Origin of the sequence: Streptomyces sp. SudanB52_2052, assembly GCF_964272415.1 — a bacterium.
Lineage (GTDB): Bacteria > Actinomycetota > Actinomycetes > Streptomycetales > Streptomycetaceae > Streptomyces > Streptomyces olindensis.
In genome coordinates this window covers 5256671-5272913 of sequence record NZ_OZ186796.1, presented here as the reverse complement: position 1 = coordinate 5272913, position 16243 = coordinate 5256671, and the positions used below count along the sequence as shown (strand labels likewise).

The window sequence follows — 16243 nt, the reverse complement described above, 5'->3', positions numbered from 1 at the left end:
CGGCTCGTGCCTGTGGGGACGGCCGTAGGGACTGTTGCCGGGTCCTCAGACTCCGGTTTCAGACGGTCGGGGAGGACTGAACTAACAGGTCAGGTCGGTCAGGGGCTGCTCGGTCAGGGGCGGCGCAGGTCCTCCATGGTCACGGCCGCACCCGGCAGGGTGGAACGGGCGGGAGCCCGTAGCCCGTCCAGGAACAGCTGGAGATGACGGTGGACGAAGCGGTCGGCACGGAAGCAGTCCGTACCGGCCGGGGGCCTGCTGAGCTGGGCGACGGCGATCATGACGTCTCCGACGTCCACGTCGGAGCGGAGCTGTCCGGCCGTCCTGGCCCGGTCCATGACCTCCGCGATCAGTGACTCGACCCGTTCACGCGCGGCCTCCAGGTCCGGGTGGTGCTGGTCGAACGTGCTGGAGACCATCGGGCACAGGGCACTGATCCGCTCGTCGGCGGCGGCGTGCACGAAGCGCTCCAGCGCCTCGAACGCGTCGCCGCTCTCGGTGAGCGCGAGCTCGGCCGCGGCGGCCGTACGGTCCATGACGGAGCAGACGACCTCGCGGACCAGCGCGTCGCGGTCCGGGAAGTTGCGGTACACCGTGGCATTGCCGACGCCGGCCCGGCGGGCGATCTCGTCGAGCGGCACCTCGGGGCCGTGCTCGACGAACATCTCCCGGGCGGCGGTGACGATCCGCTCCCGGTTGCGCAGGGCGTCGGCGCGCGGCCGGGGCGCCTTGCGCTGTACGGGGGTGGCGGTCTGCACGGCGTACTCCTGGTTCGTGGTGAGTGGTACTGAGATCTCGAACTGTCGGGCCGGGATCCGGGGAAGGCCTCCCCGTTTCGCTCGACACATGGCTAAACGGGGAGTGGGTCCCCGGTATTTCCCACCGTCGGGGAATTTATCTGTGACCTGGCCCACATGCAGGAGCTGCGCCCCGGTCCGGCGGAGCTACCCGCCGGAAACCCACGACCGGTCTTCTCCAGCGCGCGCCTCCACACCCCGCGACGCAGGGTGATCGCAAGGGTGCAGTCGGACACCGGCGGCTGCCACGGCGCGGGAGGTCCCTTGCAGGTCACGTCCATGCAGCCGCAGCCCCGGCGCCCCCGGACGGGCAGCGCGGGGCCGCTCGGCCGCCGGATATCCCGGCGCCGCCTGGCCGCGCTGGCCTGCGTGACCGCCCTGACCTTCACGGTGAGCACCTCGGCCGGCACGGGCCGCCTCGCCCCGGGCAGCACGGCGGCCGGAGCGGGCCCGATCGCCCTTTCCCGCGACTCCGCGCACGGCCCCTGCATGATCCGCGGCGCCCGCGAGGTCCAGATGTCCGAGGGCATCCCCACCTCCGACGGCTACGCCCGCTCCACCGGCACCGTCCGCGCCCTCACCCTGATGATCGACTTCTCCGACGCTCCCGGCGAGGGCAGGGCCCTGAACCGCTTCCGGGAGTTCTTCCCGCAGACCCGCCAGTGGTTCCGCATCAGCTCCTACGGCCGCCTCGACTACCGCCCCGAGACCCCGATCCCGTCCTGGCTGCGGATGCCCAAGTCCTTCCGCGACTACGGCATAGAGCGGGGCGCCCCCTTCGACCCGGGCTACCGCGGGCTGGTCCGGGACATCGTCGCCGCCGCCGACCCGAAGGTGGACTTCCGCAACTACGACCTGCTGAACGTGCTCGTGACCCCCAATGCCGGCCCCTCCGCCCTGGACACGGTCCTGTCCGTCACCTTCGCCGGCAACCCCGAGGCCCCGCGTGCGGACGGCGTCCCCCTCGCCAACGCCTCGTTCGTCTACTCCCGCCAGGACGACGGCTCCGGCTCCTACGGCCGCACCGGCTACCGCGTCCTCCCCCACGAGAACGGCCACGTCTTCGGCCTGCCCGACCTGTACACCGCGGAGGGCGGGGGCGCGGTCGGCCACTGGGACATCATGAGCGAGGACTGGGGCGCCAACAACGACTTCCTCGGCTGGCACAAGTGGAAACTGGGCTGGCTGGACGCCGACCAGGTGCACTGCGCGGCCTCCCCCGGCACCACGGAGTACACCCTGACACCGCTGGCCCGGGCCGGGGGCCCCAAGCTGGTCGTCGTCCCCCTGAACACCAGAACCAGTTACGCCGTCGAACTGCGCACTCGCGCGGGCAACGACGAGACCGTGTGCCGCCCCGGCATCCTGATCTACAAGGTCGACGCGGAGGTCGACACGGGCATGGGCCCGGTCACGGTCCACGACTCCCGCCGCGACAGCGGCGGCTGCACCCGGGCCCCGAACGTCCATGCGGAACTCTCGGACGCGCCGTTCAGGGCCGGGGAGACGTTCAGGGACGCGCGGAGGGGGGTCGTGATCACGGTGGTGGGGGCGAAGGCGGGGCCGGACGGGGGCTATCGAGTACGGGTGACCAGGGAGTAGGGCCGGATCAGCGGCCGACCGGCGGTCCCTCCGCCGAGCCGAGTCCGGATTACCGTAGGCGTGCCGCGACCGCCGTACCGGAGAGCCGATGCCAGCGAAGCCCATGCCCGAGACCCCCGAGGGGTCCGCCCGACCGGCTGACGAGAACGGGGAGCGGGGCGGGGCGACGGCCGCGCGGCGATCTGTCCGGGCGGAGGGGACGGCCGGAGGACGGTCTGCGCGGGCGGAGGGGACGGCCGGAGGACGGTCTGCGCGGGCGGAGGGGACCGCCGGAGGGCGGTCTGCGCTGAGCGCGGAGCCGGACACGTCGCAGTCACCGCAGCCACCGCAACCACCGGTACCGGCGGAGGAACCCCCGGTGCCCACGGAGGAACCACCAGTGCCGACGGAGGCGGTCACTCCGCTCATCCGCGGGATCGCGGTACTGCGGGAGCTGACGGAGGCGGACGGCACGCTGAGCCTGAGCGGCCTGGAACGCGCCACCGGCCTCGCCCGCTCCACGGTCGACCGCATCGCGGCCACGCTCGCCCGCATGGGCTACGTCCGCGTGGACGGCCGGGACGTACACCTCGCCCCCCGCCTCATGGAACTCGGCAACGCCTACCTGGCGGCCCTGCGCCTCCCCGCCCTCCTCTCCCCGCACGCGGACGCCCTGGCCGACGAACTGGACGAGTCGGTCTCCCTGGCGGTCGCCGACCGCGACGGCATCCGCTTCATCCACCAGGCGACCCGCCGCCGCGCGATGTCCCTGAGCTTCCGCATCGGCGACCTGCTCCCCGCGGAACGCACCGCGCCGGGCCCCCTGTTCGCGACGGAGTGGACGCCGGCGGACTGGCAGCGCTGGCGCGAACGCAGGGCGGCGGACCCGAGGGACCTGTCCTTTACGGCCGTACCGCCGCGCACGTACGGGGCGGACGCGAGGTACGACGAGGACTTCGTACGCCGCGTGGAGGAGGCGTCCGCGAACGACTGGGCCGTGGACGACCAGCTGATCGAACCGGGCCTGGTGGCGATCTCGGCACCGATCCGCTCCCCTCACACGGACGGCGAAGCAGCCGCTGGGGAGGGCCGGATCGCATGCGTGGCCAGCATCGTCAGCCACACGAGCCGCCACACGGCCCACCACCTGCGGACGACCCTCCTCCCGAGACTGCGGTCGGCGGTGACGGAGATGGAGGAGGAGCTACGCCGCACTCCACCCCCCGAGCCCGGCCCGCCCCCCTCGAACCTGGCGCTGTGGACGGGCGAGTCCAAACTCCGACTCGGCCGCGACTTCATCGAATCCCTGGCGCGCGGCCTGACGGTCCTGACGGCGTTCGGCGAGGGCAGGCCGGAGCTGACGCTCACGGAGGTGGCCCGGGCGACGGGCCTGGCCAGGGCGACGGCCCGGCGGGCCCTGATCACCTACGAACACCTGAACCTGGTGACGACCCGGCAATCCCGCACCTTCACCCTCACCCCCCGGGTGCTCTCCCTCGGCTACCCACCCCTCTCCCGCACGTCCCTCCCCGAGATCGCCCAGCCCCACTTGGCCGACCTCACGTCCCGCATCCACGAGTCGACGTCCCTGGCGGTGCTCTCGGACTCCGGCGAGGAGATCCAGTACACGGCGAGGGTGACGACGGGCCGGGTGATGAGCGTGAACATCACGGTGGGCACGCGCCTCCCGGCGAAGGCGACGGCAGGCGGCCGAGTCCTCCTGGCAGACAGGACCGACGACCGGACAAGCCAGCACATTCTGGCCTCGGTCCGCTCCGACGGCTACGCCTTGGTCGACGAGGAACTGGAGGAAGGCCTCCGCTCCCTCGCGGTCCCCATCCGCGACCGCGCCGGCCGGGTGGTGGCAGCCCTGAGCACGGCGATGCACGCGGCCCGCCGCTCCCTCCGCGAATGCGTCACGGACCTCCTCCCCGAACTCATGTCGACAGCCACCCACATCGAATCGGACCTCCACACCGCCACCCGCTTCACCCACGTCCCCCTGACCTGACCCCCACACCCACCCGACCCGCATCCGGTACGCTGACGCCTGTGGTCTTCCCGACCACAGGCACGCCGCTCCTTGCGTCCGCTGCCACTGCCTTCGTAGCTCAGGGGATAGAGCACCGCTCTCCTAAAGCGGGTGTCGCAGGTTCGAATCCTGCCGGGGGCACCAGGTCAAAGGCCCGGCACCTCCGAAATTTCGGAGGTGCCGGGCCTTTGACATCCACTTCTGACATCAACGCGCGCAGTCACTCGCGGATGGGGCGTCTCCGGAGCAGCCGGTCCATGTGGCTCATGGCTTCGCGCTGCGTGTCCTGGACGACGTGGGTGTAGACATCCATGGTGATGCTGATCTGAGAGTGACCGAGGATCTCCATGACAACGCGGGGCGCGACCCCGGCCGCCGTGAGCAAGGTGGCCGTCCCGTGGCGAGCGTCGTGCAGCCGGATCACGCGGAGGCCGGCGGACTGGGCGACGCGGGTGAAGGAGCGGTACAGGTTACGCGGCTCGACGGGGCGGCCGGTGCGGGTGGCGAAGACGTAGTCCGACTCCTGCCACCTCTCCCCCGCCTTGGCGCGAGCGTCCGCCTGCCGTAGGCGGTGCCAGCGTAGGGGCGCGATGCAGAGGGCAGGCAACGGCACCGCCCGGCGACGGCGGCTCTTGGGGTCGTCGTCGTACAGAACGCCACGGCGGCGCTGGACCTGGTGGCGGACGTAGAGGACGCGGTTGTCCAGGTCGACATCCGACCAGCGCAGGCCCACGATCTCTCCCCGGCGGAGTCCCATGGCGATGGCGAGGACGAAGGCCGCGTAGAGCGGATCCTTGCGGGAGGCCGCGAGGAAGTCGAGCGTCTCGTCGAGGGCCCATGGGCTCAGGTCGGGCTTATCCGTGCGGGGCGGCTCGACGAGCTTGGCGACGTTACGCGTGATCAGTTCCTCGCGGCAGGCTGAGGACAACGCCGAACGCAGAACTCGGTGCGATTCCTTGGCCGTTGCGGAGGTGGTCTCCTTCTCCAAGCGGACGAGGAAGCGGCGGACGTCGGCGACGCCGAGCGATTCGAGCCGCTTGGAACCGAGTAGGGGCACCAGATAGAGCCGGACGTGCGCCTCGTACTTGTCGAACGTGCTGAGCTTCCGCCGGGGCTTAATGACGTTGTCCAGCCAGTACGGGAGCCAGTCCGAGAGCTTGGCCGACTTGGTGGGCACGGGCACGCCCTGGTCGACCTTGTCGAGCAGTTCGCGGCGCTTGGCGTCGCACTCGGCCCAGGTCTTGCCGTAGGCGAACTTGCGGGCACGTGTGCCGTCCGGCTGGAGGACGTAGACCGCGCACTGGAAGCGGCCGTCCTTCCGCTTGGTGATGGTGCCCGCCCCGTTGGGGTTCCGCTTGCGTTGCTGGGCCATCAGGCGGCCGCCTCCAGTTCGTTGGTGATGTACTCGCGAACGGCCCGCGCGGGTATGCGACGACACCGACCGATGGTGATCGAGGGCAGGCGACGAGAGCGGATGAGGTCGTAGACGGTGGAGCGGCCGAGCTTGAGCCGCTCCATCACGTCAGGCACCGTCAGCAGTTCGTCGTCATGCATGGGTCGGCTCTCCTTCAGTTCCGGGGGCGGGTTCAAGGGATGCGGCAAGCCAGGCTTCGGTGTCGGACAGGCCGGTTCCTGCGAAGACCCAGTGCGCGAGGACGTACGTCGTGTCGGGCTCGGGGCCGTTGGCTGCTGCGGCTTGGGCTCGGCGCCATTCGGCGCGTGCGTCGCGGAGGGCGCCGAGGGTGGTGGAGTAGCGGCGGGACTTGGTGGAGAAGTGGCCGCGGAAGCCGAGCATGTGGGCCCAGGCGCGCAGGCGGAGGTGTTCGAGGTCCTTGCGTGCGCCGAGGGTCCAGGCGGTGCGGATCATGCGGCGGGCGTGGTCGCTGATGTCAAGCTGGGCGAGTTCGGCGGCGAACTTGAGCGGGCGGTCGAGGGCACCCGTCGCTGCCTCGGCGCCCTTGGTGGCGTACTTGGCGATGTAGGCGGCAACGGCCCGTTCGGTCAGCTCCTGGCCGTCGTTGAAGTCGGCCGAGCGGATGGTGCGGACGTCGAGTTGGCGGCCGAAGGTGAAGGTGTGGGTGCGGCCGTCGATGACCGGGCCGTCCACGCGGACCTTGGCAGCGGCAGCCCGGATGGCGTCCGTGAGCAGCTCGGCCGTGGCCCAGGGAGGAGGCGGGGTGTCGCCACCGCTGGGGCCGTCGATGCGGATGACCGCGTGGAAGTGGACCGCTCCGCGCTTTTGGTACTCGGCGACCTTGGCGAAGGACACGCGGGCGTGCTCGCGGAAGCGCCGCTGGGACAGGCCGGCGCGCTTGGCGACCTCTCGGCGCAGGTAGGTCGAGAAGCGCCGCCAGAGCGGACCGGCGTGGGCGTTCCAGAGGACGGCGGCTTCGTAGTCGTAGGTGTCCGGGTCGAGCGGGGTGCCGAGTGCGTCGTCATCCTGGTCGTGGTGGGTGCCACAGCGGCAGGGACGCCCGCTGGAAGGGCGGTTGTGGACCGGGCCGAAGCTAGGCGCAGTGAAGGTGGCGAACACGCGCGGGTGGGCGGCGACCCGTTCCGGGATGCCCTTGCCGCCGCGCAGGCCCGAGGTGATCAGGTGGAAGGTGTCGCGGCGGTAGACCTCGGCGCAGGCGGCGCAGCGGGTCGTGCGGCGGTTGTTGCAGCGGACGAGGAGTTGCCCGGCCGGGAGGCTGGTCGAGTCGAGGCGGTGGAGGACGTTGCCGATCTCGCCAGTCGTGGTGTCGACGTCGTACTCGGTGCGGTGGCCGTCGAGGCGGATCGGGTTGGTGCAGCCGCCGAGTCCGGAGAGTTGACGGAGGATACCCGGCAGGGTGCCCTGCGCGGCCAGGTTCGCAAGTTCCGGGACTGGGGCCGGGGTGGTGCGGGTGAAGATGGCGATTCCCCTTCTGACTGGCTCGGTCGGGAGGAACAGGCCCCGGGGCGGCGAAATGCTTGGTCGTGTGCCGCCGCCCCGGAGGCCAGCGCGCCTCAGCGGCGGTGGTGGTCGCGGAGCATGGAGCGCAGGACGACGGCGGCCACGGCAACGGAGATGGCCGTGACGGCGACGGCCGCCAGGAGCGCGGTGAGGACGACCCCGCCGACGACCAGGGCGACGACGGTCTGCTGATCGATGGAGACCGAGGGCAGCGAGCGCCGAACGGGTGCTGTCTCGGTCGGGGTGTGGGTGTGAGCGGGCGGCGGGGTCGGGCTGTCGGGGTGCTTCGGGAGAAACACGGGCCAGGGACTCCTTATCTACTCGTCTAGGTGTGTGAGCCGTTTATGACGCTCACGCCGGAGCGCGTGCCGGACTCGATGGCGGGTGCGAGGAAGGTGCGGGAGAGCCAGAAGCCGAAGAGGGCGATCAGGACGACGATCCAGACGCGGACACCGAGGAACCTGACTGCTCCCCAGGCGAAGAAGCCGAGGACGACGACCAGCGGCAGGCTGACAGTCACGGGCAGACTCCCTTTCAGCGGACGGGGCAGCGGTGGGTGCGGGCGGCAAGCTCAGCGGCGGCACGGCCGTCGTAGTCGGTGGAGAAGCCGCAGCGGGGGGCGGTGCAGGCGGCGGTGTGCTTCTCTCGGCCCCGGCCGTCGTAGTAGGTGCCGACCTGGACAGGGCCGATGCGGACGACGTGGCGGAAGCGGCGGTTGGCGGTCACGCAGGTCTCCTTTCAGAGGTGGGTGGCGATGGCTTCGGCCATGGGTGCGGGGACGCCGAGGCGGGCGCGCAGGGTCGCGGTGTCGATGGGCGTTCCGGTGCGGGTGTGGTGTTCGGCGGCGACCTTGCGGGCGTGCGCGACGAGGGCGGCAGGCACAGGTGGGGCGGGACGCTCAGACCGTTCCGGTTCGTTCGCCGGTCGCTGGCGCGGGGGATGCTCGGAGGCCGGGTGGACGGGTGGCTCGGGGAGGAGTTCGAGTTCCTCCGCTTGGTCGTGGACCTCGTCGTCGTCCGTGTCGGGTTCGGCGGCGTGGTCGATCGTCTTCGGTGCGGAGTGTGCGAGCAGGGTGCCGCCGAGGAAGGCGACCGCAGGCCACCCGGCCACGAGGATGCGCAGCCAGGCCGGGACGTGGTTCATGTCGAGAAGGCCGGCGGTGGCGACGTTGGCGCCGAGTGAGGCGGTGAGCGCGATGAGGAACCAGCACCACCCGGCCGCTTTCGCTTCCCCGGACCGCAGTCGGCGCCAGGCGGCGACGAGCAGCAGGTCGACGCTGATCGGGTAGGCCCAGGCTTTCCATCCGTCCTGCCCGGCCGCCGAGGCGATGTCGTGCAGGTGGGCGAAGGACAGTGCGGCGGCGATGACGGCTTGGATGAGCACCGCGTCCACGCGGGCCAGTTGGGCGCGCATGATGCGGCTCCTTCCGGATTCAGGCATGCGAGGGGTAGGGACTTGGCGTGAGACGGTCACGCCGACCGGGTTGGTGGAGGAGGTCAGCCGGTTGCCGGGCGAGGTTCGGTGATCGGGGCCGGGGACTCGACCGGCCGTACCGTCACCTCGGGCTGGAAGGGCTTGAGTACGGGCAGGTCCGGCACCAGGTGGGCGTACTCGCGGCAGGTCTCGGCGGCATCGCCGAGGGGCAGGTACGGCGTCCGGATGCGCGACCAGCCGCCCGAGGTGTCACCTGCCACGGCGAGGCCGGGTCGTTCGGGGGCGATGGCACAGGCGGCCATGACCGCTTCGGGGGCGATGTCGCCGAGCGCCATCTTCGCGGAGGCTTCGTCGTTCACTCGGTGGCAGACGCGGCCGGTCAGCTGGGCTCGCAGCATGGTGGCGCCCTTGCCCAGCTCGGCGCCGAAGCGCTGCCCGCAGACCTCCAGGTAGATACCGGCGGCGCGGCCGAGTTGGGCGAGCCGGATGAGCTGGGTCACCATCTCGTCGCGCCGTTCCTCGTCCTTCCTGCTGGCGACGAGGAACAATTCGGCTACCTCGTCCACGAACAGCACGAGGGGAACGGGGCGTTCGGACTCGGGCAGTCCCCAGATGTCGGAGGTGATCTCTTCGGCCGGGGTGTCCGGGGCGATGCCTTGCCGGGCCTTGATCAGGTCGTAGCGGTCCTCCATTTCCTTTACGAGCACGGGCAGCAGGTCGGCTGCCTGTTCCGGTTCGGTCGCCAGCGCGGAGAGGCGGGAGGCGAACGGCGCCAGTTCCACTCCGCGCTTGCAGTCGATCCCGACCAGGGCGACCGGCTGAGGGGCGAGTCCGGCGATCAGGTGCCGCAGGTACATGGACTTGCCCGACAGGGTGGCGCCGAGGGTGAGTTGGTGGGGCACGGTCCGGTAGTCGCGTATGAACGGCATGGCGTCCTCCCGCAGAGCCACCGGCACCTGAAGGAACCCAGCGTCCACCTTGCGCGGCATCCGCACTCGCCGCAGCACGTCGAAGCCGACCAGCCGCAGCTCAACCACACCCGGCTTGACCGTGGTCACGTACACGGCGTGGACGCCCCAGGCATGCCGCAGCCGTTCCGCCGAGGCGGCGACGTCTGCCGGTTCCTGCCCCGGAGCAAGCCGGAGCCGAAGCCGCAGCCCGGTCGAGGTGGGGCGGATGATGCCCCGACGCGGGGGTACGGGACGGACCTCACGGCGAGTGGTGGCCTTGACCGCCAGCATCCGCAGCCGGGACGGGGTCACGGTCAGGCCGCAGGCCTCCATGACCGAGCTGTACGAGCTGAGGAGTCGGGTGGTGGATATCGGCAGGCCGACCGTGGACCAGTACACCCCGGGGTGCTTGGCCCGGGCGTAGGCGGCCCCGCCGCCGAGTGCGGCGACAGGACCACCCACCTCCAGGAGCGTCGTCAGATCGGTCATCAGGCAGCGGCCCCAGAGGAGGCCGGGAACGCGGCCGGTGTCACGGCGGCGGCACGGTAGGCGATGCCGTGCCGCTGCTGCCCGTTGAAAACGCTCTCCCACGGCCGGGCAACCAGCCCGGGCAGCGAGACCGGAGACCCGAGCGTCAGCCCCTCGGACACTCCGCTCTCAGGAACGGTGACCTTGATCAGCGACGACTCGCCGTCCTCCAGGTAGACGACGCCCATGGTCATCAGGGCCTCACCGCTGGTCGCGTCCTTGGCGATCTCGCCCGTCTGCCGGTCGCGGACCTTGGGCTCGGGCGCCTCGGTCAGCAGGATCGTCGCGGCGGAGGTCTCTACACGGATGGTGCGCAAGGCTTCTTCCCATCTACTCGTCTATACAAGATGCGGTGTTCGAACCCGATCTCCGGGAACGACGACCACCTTGCCACACAACTTGCCCACTCGTCTATACGAGTAAGCCTGTTGGGGTGTACGAGTTCGGGCAGGCAGCCCCGCGCACCACCACCGATCAGGCGCTCACGTCGCCGGGAGCTGGTACGACAGGACGTACGCGTCCGCCGCCATGACCGTGTCACAGACCTCCACGGCCCGCCCCTCCTGGTCGAACGCGGTCCGGATCAGGTGAATGACCGGCACACCGGAGGCCAGCCGTAGCGTCCGGACCTCATCGGGCGAGGGCATCCGGGCACGGATCTCTTCCTCGAAGTGGTCGAGGCGGTGGCCCAGCTCCTCAAGCCGGGCGTAGATGCCGCCGGGCCCGGGGTTCGGCTCGGCGATCGGCGTACCGCGCGCGATGTCGAGCGGCAGGTACGAGGTAGCGAACTCCACGGGCCGCCCGTCCAGCAGGTAGCGGCGACGCCGGGCCAGCACCCGTCGCACGGACCCGAGCCGGGTGGAGACGTCCTGGCTCGCCTTCTCCTCCTTGACCTCCAGGCTGTCCACCTGCGGGTGACTGCCGGCGGCGTCGGCCTCCACGATGAACGCGGACTTCCCCTGCTCGCGGTGGCGCCGGGCGAACCGGTCGGAGGCGAGCCGTCGTACAGGCGGGCGTGGTCGCACGAAGACGCCCTTGCCGTGCTCGGCGTGCACCAGGCCCTCGCCCTGGAGGACCGAGAAGGAGTTTCGAACCGTCATACGGGAAACCCCGTAGTGCTCGACAAGTTCGGCCTCGGAGGGCAGCTTTTCGCCCTCCTTGAATCGCCCACGGTCGATGGCCTCGCGCAGCTGGTCGGCGATCTGCCGAAAGACCGCACGGTCGCTCGTGGGATCGAGATCGCCGAGGAGGCCGGAAGGAAGAGACGGCACGTGTACTCCTTTAGGTATCTAGACGAGTGGGCGAGCTTTGTTGCTACGGTGGAGAGCCTAGCCATCCGAGAGGGCCGAGGAACGTGAGCACCGAACGTCCGCACTCCGTGAGCGTCGCCGGAGTCATCGTCGACGACCAGGACCGCGCCCTCTTGATCAAACGCCGCGACAACGGCCACTGGGAACCCCCGGGCGGCATCCTCGAACGCGAGGAAACCATCCCCGAGGCCCTCCAGCGCGAAGTTCTCGAAGAAACCGGCATCAAGATCGCACTTCCCGCGACCCTGACCGGTATCTACAAGAACATGAAGGGCCTGATCGTCTCCATGGTCTTCCGCTGTGAGGCCGCCGACGGCACGCCCACCACCGGGGACGAGACCCGCGCACTGCGCTGGGCCACCCGCGAAGAAGTCATCGAACTCGCCGACGAGGCATACGCGATCCGCGTCCTGGACGCATTGGACGCGGTATCCCCGCCGGCCATCCGCGCCCACGACGGCGTGAAACTCGTCTAGCCCGAACCCGCTGCACATGGCGGCCTACCAGCACGAAGGAACTTGTATGCACGAGTATACGAGCACCGCCCGGGTCTGGGGACTCACTTGCCCAGGATTTCCGGAAGAGGTCAGCCGGGCGCGACGCTGGACACGGGACATCCTGCGCGGATCTCCCCTGGCCGACGACGCCGAACTGATCGTGAGCGAGCTGAGCGCGAACGCGATCCTTCACACGGCGAGCCGTGGGGCAGGCAGCTTCCACCTGGCCCTGGCGGTCTCCCCCAAGGTGGTCGCCCTGTCGGTCACCGACGAGGGAGGGACGGGCACCGCCCCGAAGGTCAAGCAGCCAAGCGAGGACGCGGTACACGGCCGCGGCTTGGGCATGGTCAGCGTCATCGCACACCGGGTCGTTGTCCACGGCAGCCACAGCGGCTACACCGTCACCGCCGAACTCTTCACGGACACCCAGCCGGGAGGACACCCGTGCTGATGGACAAGCCCCAGCGGGGCTTCTGGTGCGAGTGCTGGACGCAAGACGTCAACGACGAGAAAGGGTGGCCGGCACTCCGGGCATCCTTCGACGCCTACTCGGCACCGCAGGCCGACAGATGGGTAGCGGTCGCCCTGCGCACGATCTCGCCAGCACTCGACCCGGACGCCTCCGACGAGGCTTGGGCCTGGCTCTACGACGGCCGCATCGATACACGACGAGCCCTCTTACGCATGGAACCCTGCACGGTCTCCGTGATCCACGCCAGCACCCGCATCACCTGGACGATCCGGCCAGTGGTCTTCCTGCCGATGGCTCACCGTCAGGGCGTCGATCTCCCAGCCTGCACATACGACTTCAAGCCCCGCGCCACGGACTGAGTTACAACTTTCTCTACTGGTTCAAGCCCCGGCTGCGCTCCGCTCCGCCGGGCGCGCTTCCCGGCTCCGCTCCGCCGCCGCTCCTGCCTTCGGCCCGCTCCGGCGGGCTGCGCCGACGCGCGCCCACGTGTGGATAGGGCCGGTAGCCGTGAGTCGATCACCGCACATGACGCCCGCGGTCAGAACAGTGCCTCCGGCGGGGGATCGGCCGGCACCGGGATGGAGGGGGCGCCGTCCCCGACTGCGGGTCCGTAGTGGCGTGCGCGGGGAGCTCCCATCCCGTCCGCCATCGACCCAGGCAGAGCCGAGCAGACGCGGCGCATGGCGTCCAGGTCGTTCGTACAGTGGCGCGCTCCACCTGGACGCCATGCACCACGCCTGCTCCACGGTGTGTGGGTCGACGGCGGACGGGATGGGAGCGAAGGATGTTATTGGGGTGAAGGTAGGTCATGAGCGCACCGTCACGGCATGGCCAACGACTGGCGGCTAGGTGAGGACGTACAGCAAGATGGCTCCTCTGTGCAGGGGGAGGGCCAGTGGATCCTGTCATGCTGAACAGTGCTGCTCGGATAGGTGGGCAAGCAATCGGTGCGCTTCGTCAACCGAAGATTCGCCTTGTGCGCCTTGGCAGTCGAGAGGAGCGGCGGGAGGTGTACACGCGTTTCGCAGTAGCCGCGATCGGCGACTTGCAGGCGAGAGTCGAGCTTGTTACGCACTTCCGCCTGCTCATGGCTGAGGGGGAGGTAGGCATCCTTGAGGCGAGACGAGCTCTTCGCAGGGAGATGGGCGCCTATGCCAGAGGGGCCCACGCGGAGCGTATGTACGCACAGTTCGAGGTCGAACTCGTCGGCACCGAGCCGATCCTTCCTCTTGCCCAGCGCCTGGACCAAGCCGTCAGTCGGGCACACCAGCTCGGAATCGAGACGAGCGATGAAGACTTGGGAAAAGCGGTCCACGAGGCACAAGATGCGGTCAACGCCTTCATTGAGGCATGTCGGGCGGAATTGTGGTACGCGCCGAGGTGGTGGCATCTCCATCGTCATGTGGCGCGATGGTTGCGCGAAGTCGGCGCTCGATGCTTGCGAATGGTGAAGCTGCTACTCCCCGGGAGAAGGGGCCGTACCGCTCCGCAACTTGCCACGGATACCGAGGCACAAGCATCCGTCAAGCACCAGGTCACCCCTGACATCAGCGGTTGACACCAACAGCCGCGTACGGGGCCGGATCAGGACGGACTATGGCGACTAGCACTGGGCCGCTGGACTATGAATCAGCAGGCTCGCTGGGGCCCCTCGATCGACCTGATAAGGATGAGGCTCGAAACCTGTCCCAGACGGGGCGCCGCCCTTAATCGGTGGGGGGGGGCGCCCCGCTGACTTGATCGGCCATTGAGATTTGCTGGCCTATGGTCGCGTCTGCGCCAATTCGGTACTGCGAGGAATGGTTCGATAGACGGCGAATGGAATGAGAGAAAATCCCGGATGCTGGGGCAAATCGATAAAACCCATCCTCCCCAGGTTTCGCATCTGGGCGTTCATAGCCTCGGCGAATTCTCCGCGATTAATACTTCCGTCTGAATTGTGAAAATCCGTATCCGGTAGCTCGACTTCTTCAGTCCCGTAGCTCCCGATGCTACCGACGAGTGTCCAATTCTGACGTTCAGTGCCGTAGCGGGCGAAGAGAATTTCTGCTTCAGTGTCGAGATACTGGCGACCCTCTTGGAGTCGAGCACTCACCAGAGCGCCCTTGGCGGGGGTCAAATTGATATGTAGGCCCGGAGTGAATACACCCTTTGAAATCTGCACGAAAGACCGCAGTGTGTTTCCGTCCGTCCCATCGATCGCGGGGAAGTCCGGGATTGCGTCCTCCAGCTGGTCGCCGCCCCCGTCGCTCTTCTTTACGGGCTTAGGTCGCTGCTGGGCCTGCCTACCCTTTCCTGCTCGCTGCGGCTCATTTGATGGCGAGGCTCCGATGCCCTTGAGTCCAACATTTACGTACCCGAAAGCAGCAAACACGGAGGCCGCATACCTTGTGTCAAACAGGGAGCCAGGGGCGGTGATTCTAACGAGAGAGCCTGGAGGATACTTGGTCTTCAGGTTGCCTGATTCCCAAAGGTCCACCTCCGACGCTTCCTCTGAGATGTCGTGCAACAGGAGTTCAGATTCCAATGCTTCTTCCAGCGTTGGAAATAGTGCGTCGCCGAGAGATTTGTTGGTGTAGCTCTCGCTGCCGGTTCCCTGTAGATGTTGAGCCGCCGAGCGTGGACCGACGGTTGTCCTTTTCTCCTTGCGCTCCGTCTCTCGTGATTCTTCCGCGATTCCGCCGTCGAGTTGAGCGAGCAGGGCGCGGACTTTATCCGTGTCAACGTAGAGGAACTCGCGCAGAATCATCGGCTCTCCCGGCATTGCATCGTCTTCAGTGGGGCTCGATCTAGTGCAGCCCCGACATGACGAGATTGAACACCCGACCTGGCGCAGATTTCTCAGTTTTCGCTAAGTCCAGCCCCTGCCGTACCTTCCGTGTCAGCTCCAGAAGGCCAGGTAGTGAGCACGACCGCTCAGGCCCCTGGGCCGTCCCTGGGCCGTCCAAGGCCGACAGACGGCACCCACAGGTGACCACCCCCAGCCCCGCTCCGGCCTGGGCTCCGGGCGATGATCTGCCACACTGGGAGGGTTATGCCTGCACGCGGGGAACTGGCATCCCCAGCCGGTGGGGCTCGTGTCGGCCCGCTCACGGCTTCGGGTCAACCTGCAACGGGCAGCGGCTCATGACGGTGCCAGATCAGATATCGGTCCTCCCGACGTAGCTCCGCAGAGCCCCACTCAATGCGCATGACGCCCTTCTCCATGGAGCAGGCGTAGGCGACGAGGACGAGCCGCACGTCTTCGGGAAGCAGCTCCAGGTCTGGGTGCACCTCGGTGTCCTCAAGCTCCCCCAGGCCCAAGTCGAATGCTTGCTGCATGGCCGGCGGGCCGTGGCGGCGGATCAGGTCTGCTCGGAAGCCTGTGGCTCGACGGAGACGTGCAGCCGTGACGGGCACGTCCTTCTTCGCGTAGCGGAGGGGGTAGATAAGTTGCCCGCGGACGAGCATCATCGTGCGGCCTTGCAGGCGCACTGGTTCCCCAAGCTCCGAGATGCCGGCGGCCAGTTCCTCGTATTGCACCGCGTAGAGGCCATGCCCGTATGCTTCGAGCGTCTGGGTATGGACGCCCTCCTGCCCTGTGCGTGCTCGATCATGAGCCCGGACGAGGCAGGCTGGGATGATGTCGGCCAGTTCGCTGGCTATGTCTCCGAAGGTCTCACGTGCCCACTGACTGGCTGAACCCACAACGTACCGCCCTTCCTTGG

Annotated in this window: 19 protein-coding genes and 1 tRNA gene; 7 read left to right on the top strand and 13 right to left on the bottom strand. The window is 68.8% G+C overall.

The genetic code is table 11. The features are described 5' to 3' along the window. Positions 1–113: 113 nt before the first annotated feature. A complete protein-coding gene (locus tag ACSUPV_RS23585) occupies positions 114–758 on the bottom strand; it encodes a TetR/AcrR family transcriptional regulator (RefSeq protein ID WP_031113348.1) in 645 nt (214 codons plus the stop codon). A 318-nt stretch (positions 759–1076) separates the two neighbouring features. Between ACSUPV_RS23585 and ACSUPV_RS23580 the strand changes: the two genes are divergently transcribed. From ACSUPV_RS23580 to ACSUPV_RS23570, 3 genes are all read left to right on the top strand, one after another. After that, positions 1077–2399, top strand: coding sequence for a M6 family metalloprotease domain-containing protein (locus ACSUPV_RS23580; RefSeq protein WP_436948502.1), 1323 nt, complete (start codon positions 1077–1079; stop codon positions 2397–2399). 379 nt (positions 2400–2778) lie between these two features. Beyond that, positions 2779–4389 carry an IclR family transcriptional regulator domain-containing protein gene (locus ACSUPV_RS23575; RefSeq protein WP_436948501.1) on the top strand — a complete coding sequence of 537 codons (1611 nt, stop codon included), beginning with the start codon at positions 2779–2781 and terminating at the stop codon, positions 4387–4389. An 89-nt stretch (positions 4390–4478) separates the two neighbouring features. Further along, positions 4479–4554 (top strand) — tRNA-Arg (locus tag ACSUPV_RS23570). Between the two features lie 76 nt (positions 4555–4630). On the opposite strand, the gene ACSUPV_RS23565 is transcribed toward ACSUPV_RS23570, so the two are convergent. The 10 genes from ACSUPV_RS23565 to ACSUPV_RS23520 form a co-directional block, all read right to left on the bottom strand. After that, entirely contained in the window at positions 4631–5782 is a 1152-nt protein-coding gene (locus tag ACSUPV_RS23565; protein WP_436948500.1) for a tyrosine-type recombinase/integrase, read from the bottom strand. Further along, complete coding sequence (locus ACSUPV_RS23560) at positions 5782–5964, bottom strand: helix-turn-helix domain-containing protein (RefSeq protein ID WP_086602848.1); 183 nt, start codon at positions 5962–5964, stop codon at positions 5782–5784. Before ACSUPV_RS23560 ends, ACSUPV_RS23565 begins: the two co-directional genes overlap by 1 nt. After that, positions 5957–7258, bottom strand: coding sequence for a replication initiator (locus ACSUPV_RS23555; protein ID WP_436949933.1), 1302 nt, complete (start codon positions 7256–7258; stop codon positions 5957–5959). The genes ACSUPV_RS23560 and ACSUPV_RS23555 overlap by 8 nt, the downstream gene beginning before the upstream one ends. A 140-nt stretch (positions 7259–7398) precedes the next feature. Beyond that, the gene (locus ACSUPV_RS23550; RefSeq protein WP_436948499.1) at positions 7399–7644 is read right to left on the bottom strand and encodes a SpdD protein; all 246 of its coding nucleotides are present in this window, start codon (positions 7642–7644) and stop codon (positions 7399–7401) included. A 26-nt stretch (positions 7645–7670) separates the two neighbouring features. After that, positions 7671–7865 (bottom strand): hypothetical protein, encoded by a 195-nt coding sequence (locus ACSUPV_RS23545; protein WP_436948498.1) that lies wholly within the window; start codon positions 7863–7865, stop codon positions 7671–7673. 14 nt (positions 7866–7879) lie between these two features. After that, a complete protein-coding gene (locus ACSUPV_RS23540) occupies positions 7880–8071 on the bottom strand; it encodes a mobile element transfer protein (RefSeq protein WP_359768077.1) in 192 nt (63 codons plus the stop codon). Between the two features lie 12 nt (positions 8072–8083). Continuing rightward, positions 8084–8758, bottom strand: a complete 675-nt coding sequence (locus ACSUPV_RS23535) for a DUF2637 domain-containing protein (RefSeq protein ID WP_436948497.1) — start codon at positions 8756–8758, stop codon at positions 8084–8086. 83 nt (positions 8759–8841) lie between these two features. Next, on the bottom strand, positions 8842–10218 hold the full coding sequence (locus ACSUPV_RS23530) for an FtsK/SpoIIIE domain-containing protein (protein WP_436948496.1): 1377 nt from the start codon (positions 10216–10218) through the stop codon (positions 8842–8844). Next, complete coding sequence (locus tag ACSUPV_RS23525; RefSeq protein ID WP_436948495.1) at positions 10218–10574, bottom strand: SCO3933 family regulatory protein; 357 nt, start codon at positions 10572–10574, stop codon at positions 10218–10220. Before ACSUPV_RS23525 ends, ACSUPV_RS23530 begins: the two co-directional genes overlap by 1 nt. Before the next feature lie 165 nt (positions 10575–10739). Further along, positions 10740–11528: a GntR family transcriptional regulator gene (locus ACSUPV_RS23520; protein ID WP_436948494.1), complete on the bottom strand. Its 789-nt coding sequence runs from the start codon at positions 11526–11528 to the stop codon at positions 10740–10742. 107 nt (positions 11529–11635) lie between these two features. Between ACSUPV_RS23520 and ACSUPV_RS23515 the strand changes: the two genes are divergently transcribed. The 4 genes from ACSUPV_RS23515 to ACSUPV_RS23500 all read left to right on the top strand — a co-directional run bounded on the left by ACSUPV_RS23515 (position 11636) and on the right by ACSUPV_RS23500 (position 14094). Further along, a complete protein-coding gene (locus ACSUPV_RS23515; protein WP_062931480.1) occupies positions 11636–12043 on the top strand; it encodes an NUDIX hydrolase in 408 nt (135 codons plus the stop codon). A 46-nt stretch (positions 12044–12089) separates the two neighbouring features. Next, complete coding sequence (locus tag ACSUPV_RS23510; protein WP_436948493.1) at positions 12090–12515, top strand: ATP-binding protein; 426 nt, start codon at positions 12090–12092, stop codon at positions 12513–12515. Next, complete coding sequence (locus tag ACSUPV_RS23505) at positions 12515–12895, top strand: hypothetical protein (RefSeq protein ID WP_436949932.1); 381 nt, start codon at positions 12515–12517, stop codon at positions 12893–12895. The genes ACSUPV_RS23510 and ACSUPV_RS23505 overlap by 1 nt, the downstream gene beginning before the upstream one ends. A 650-nt stretch (positions 12896–13545) precedes the next feature. Then, positions 13546–14094, top strand: a complete 549-nt coding sequence (locus tag ACSUPV_RS23500; RefSeq protein WP_436948492.1) for a hypothetical protein — start codon at positions 13546–13548, stop codon at positions 14092–14094. 204 nt (positions 14095–14298) lie between these two features. Here ACSUPV_RS23500 and ACSUPV_RS23495 read toward each other — a convergent pair whose 3' ends face one another. Both ACSUPV_RS23495 and ACSUPV_RS23490 read right to left on the bottom strand, forming a co-directional pair. After that, complete coding sequence (locus tag ACSUPV_RS23495; protein WP_436948491.1) at positions 14299–15285, bottom strand: DUF6414 family protein; 987 nt, start codon at positions 15283–15285, stop codon at positions 14299–14301. Positions 15286–15638: 353 nt separating this feature from the next. Beyond that, positions 15639–16223: a hypothetical protein gene (locus ACSUPV_RS23490; protein WP_436949931.1), complete on the bottom strand. Its 585-nt coding sequence runs from the start codon at positions 16221–16223 to the stop codon at positions 15639–15641. Between the last annotated feature and the right edge of the window lie 20 nt (positions 16224–16243).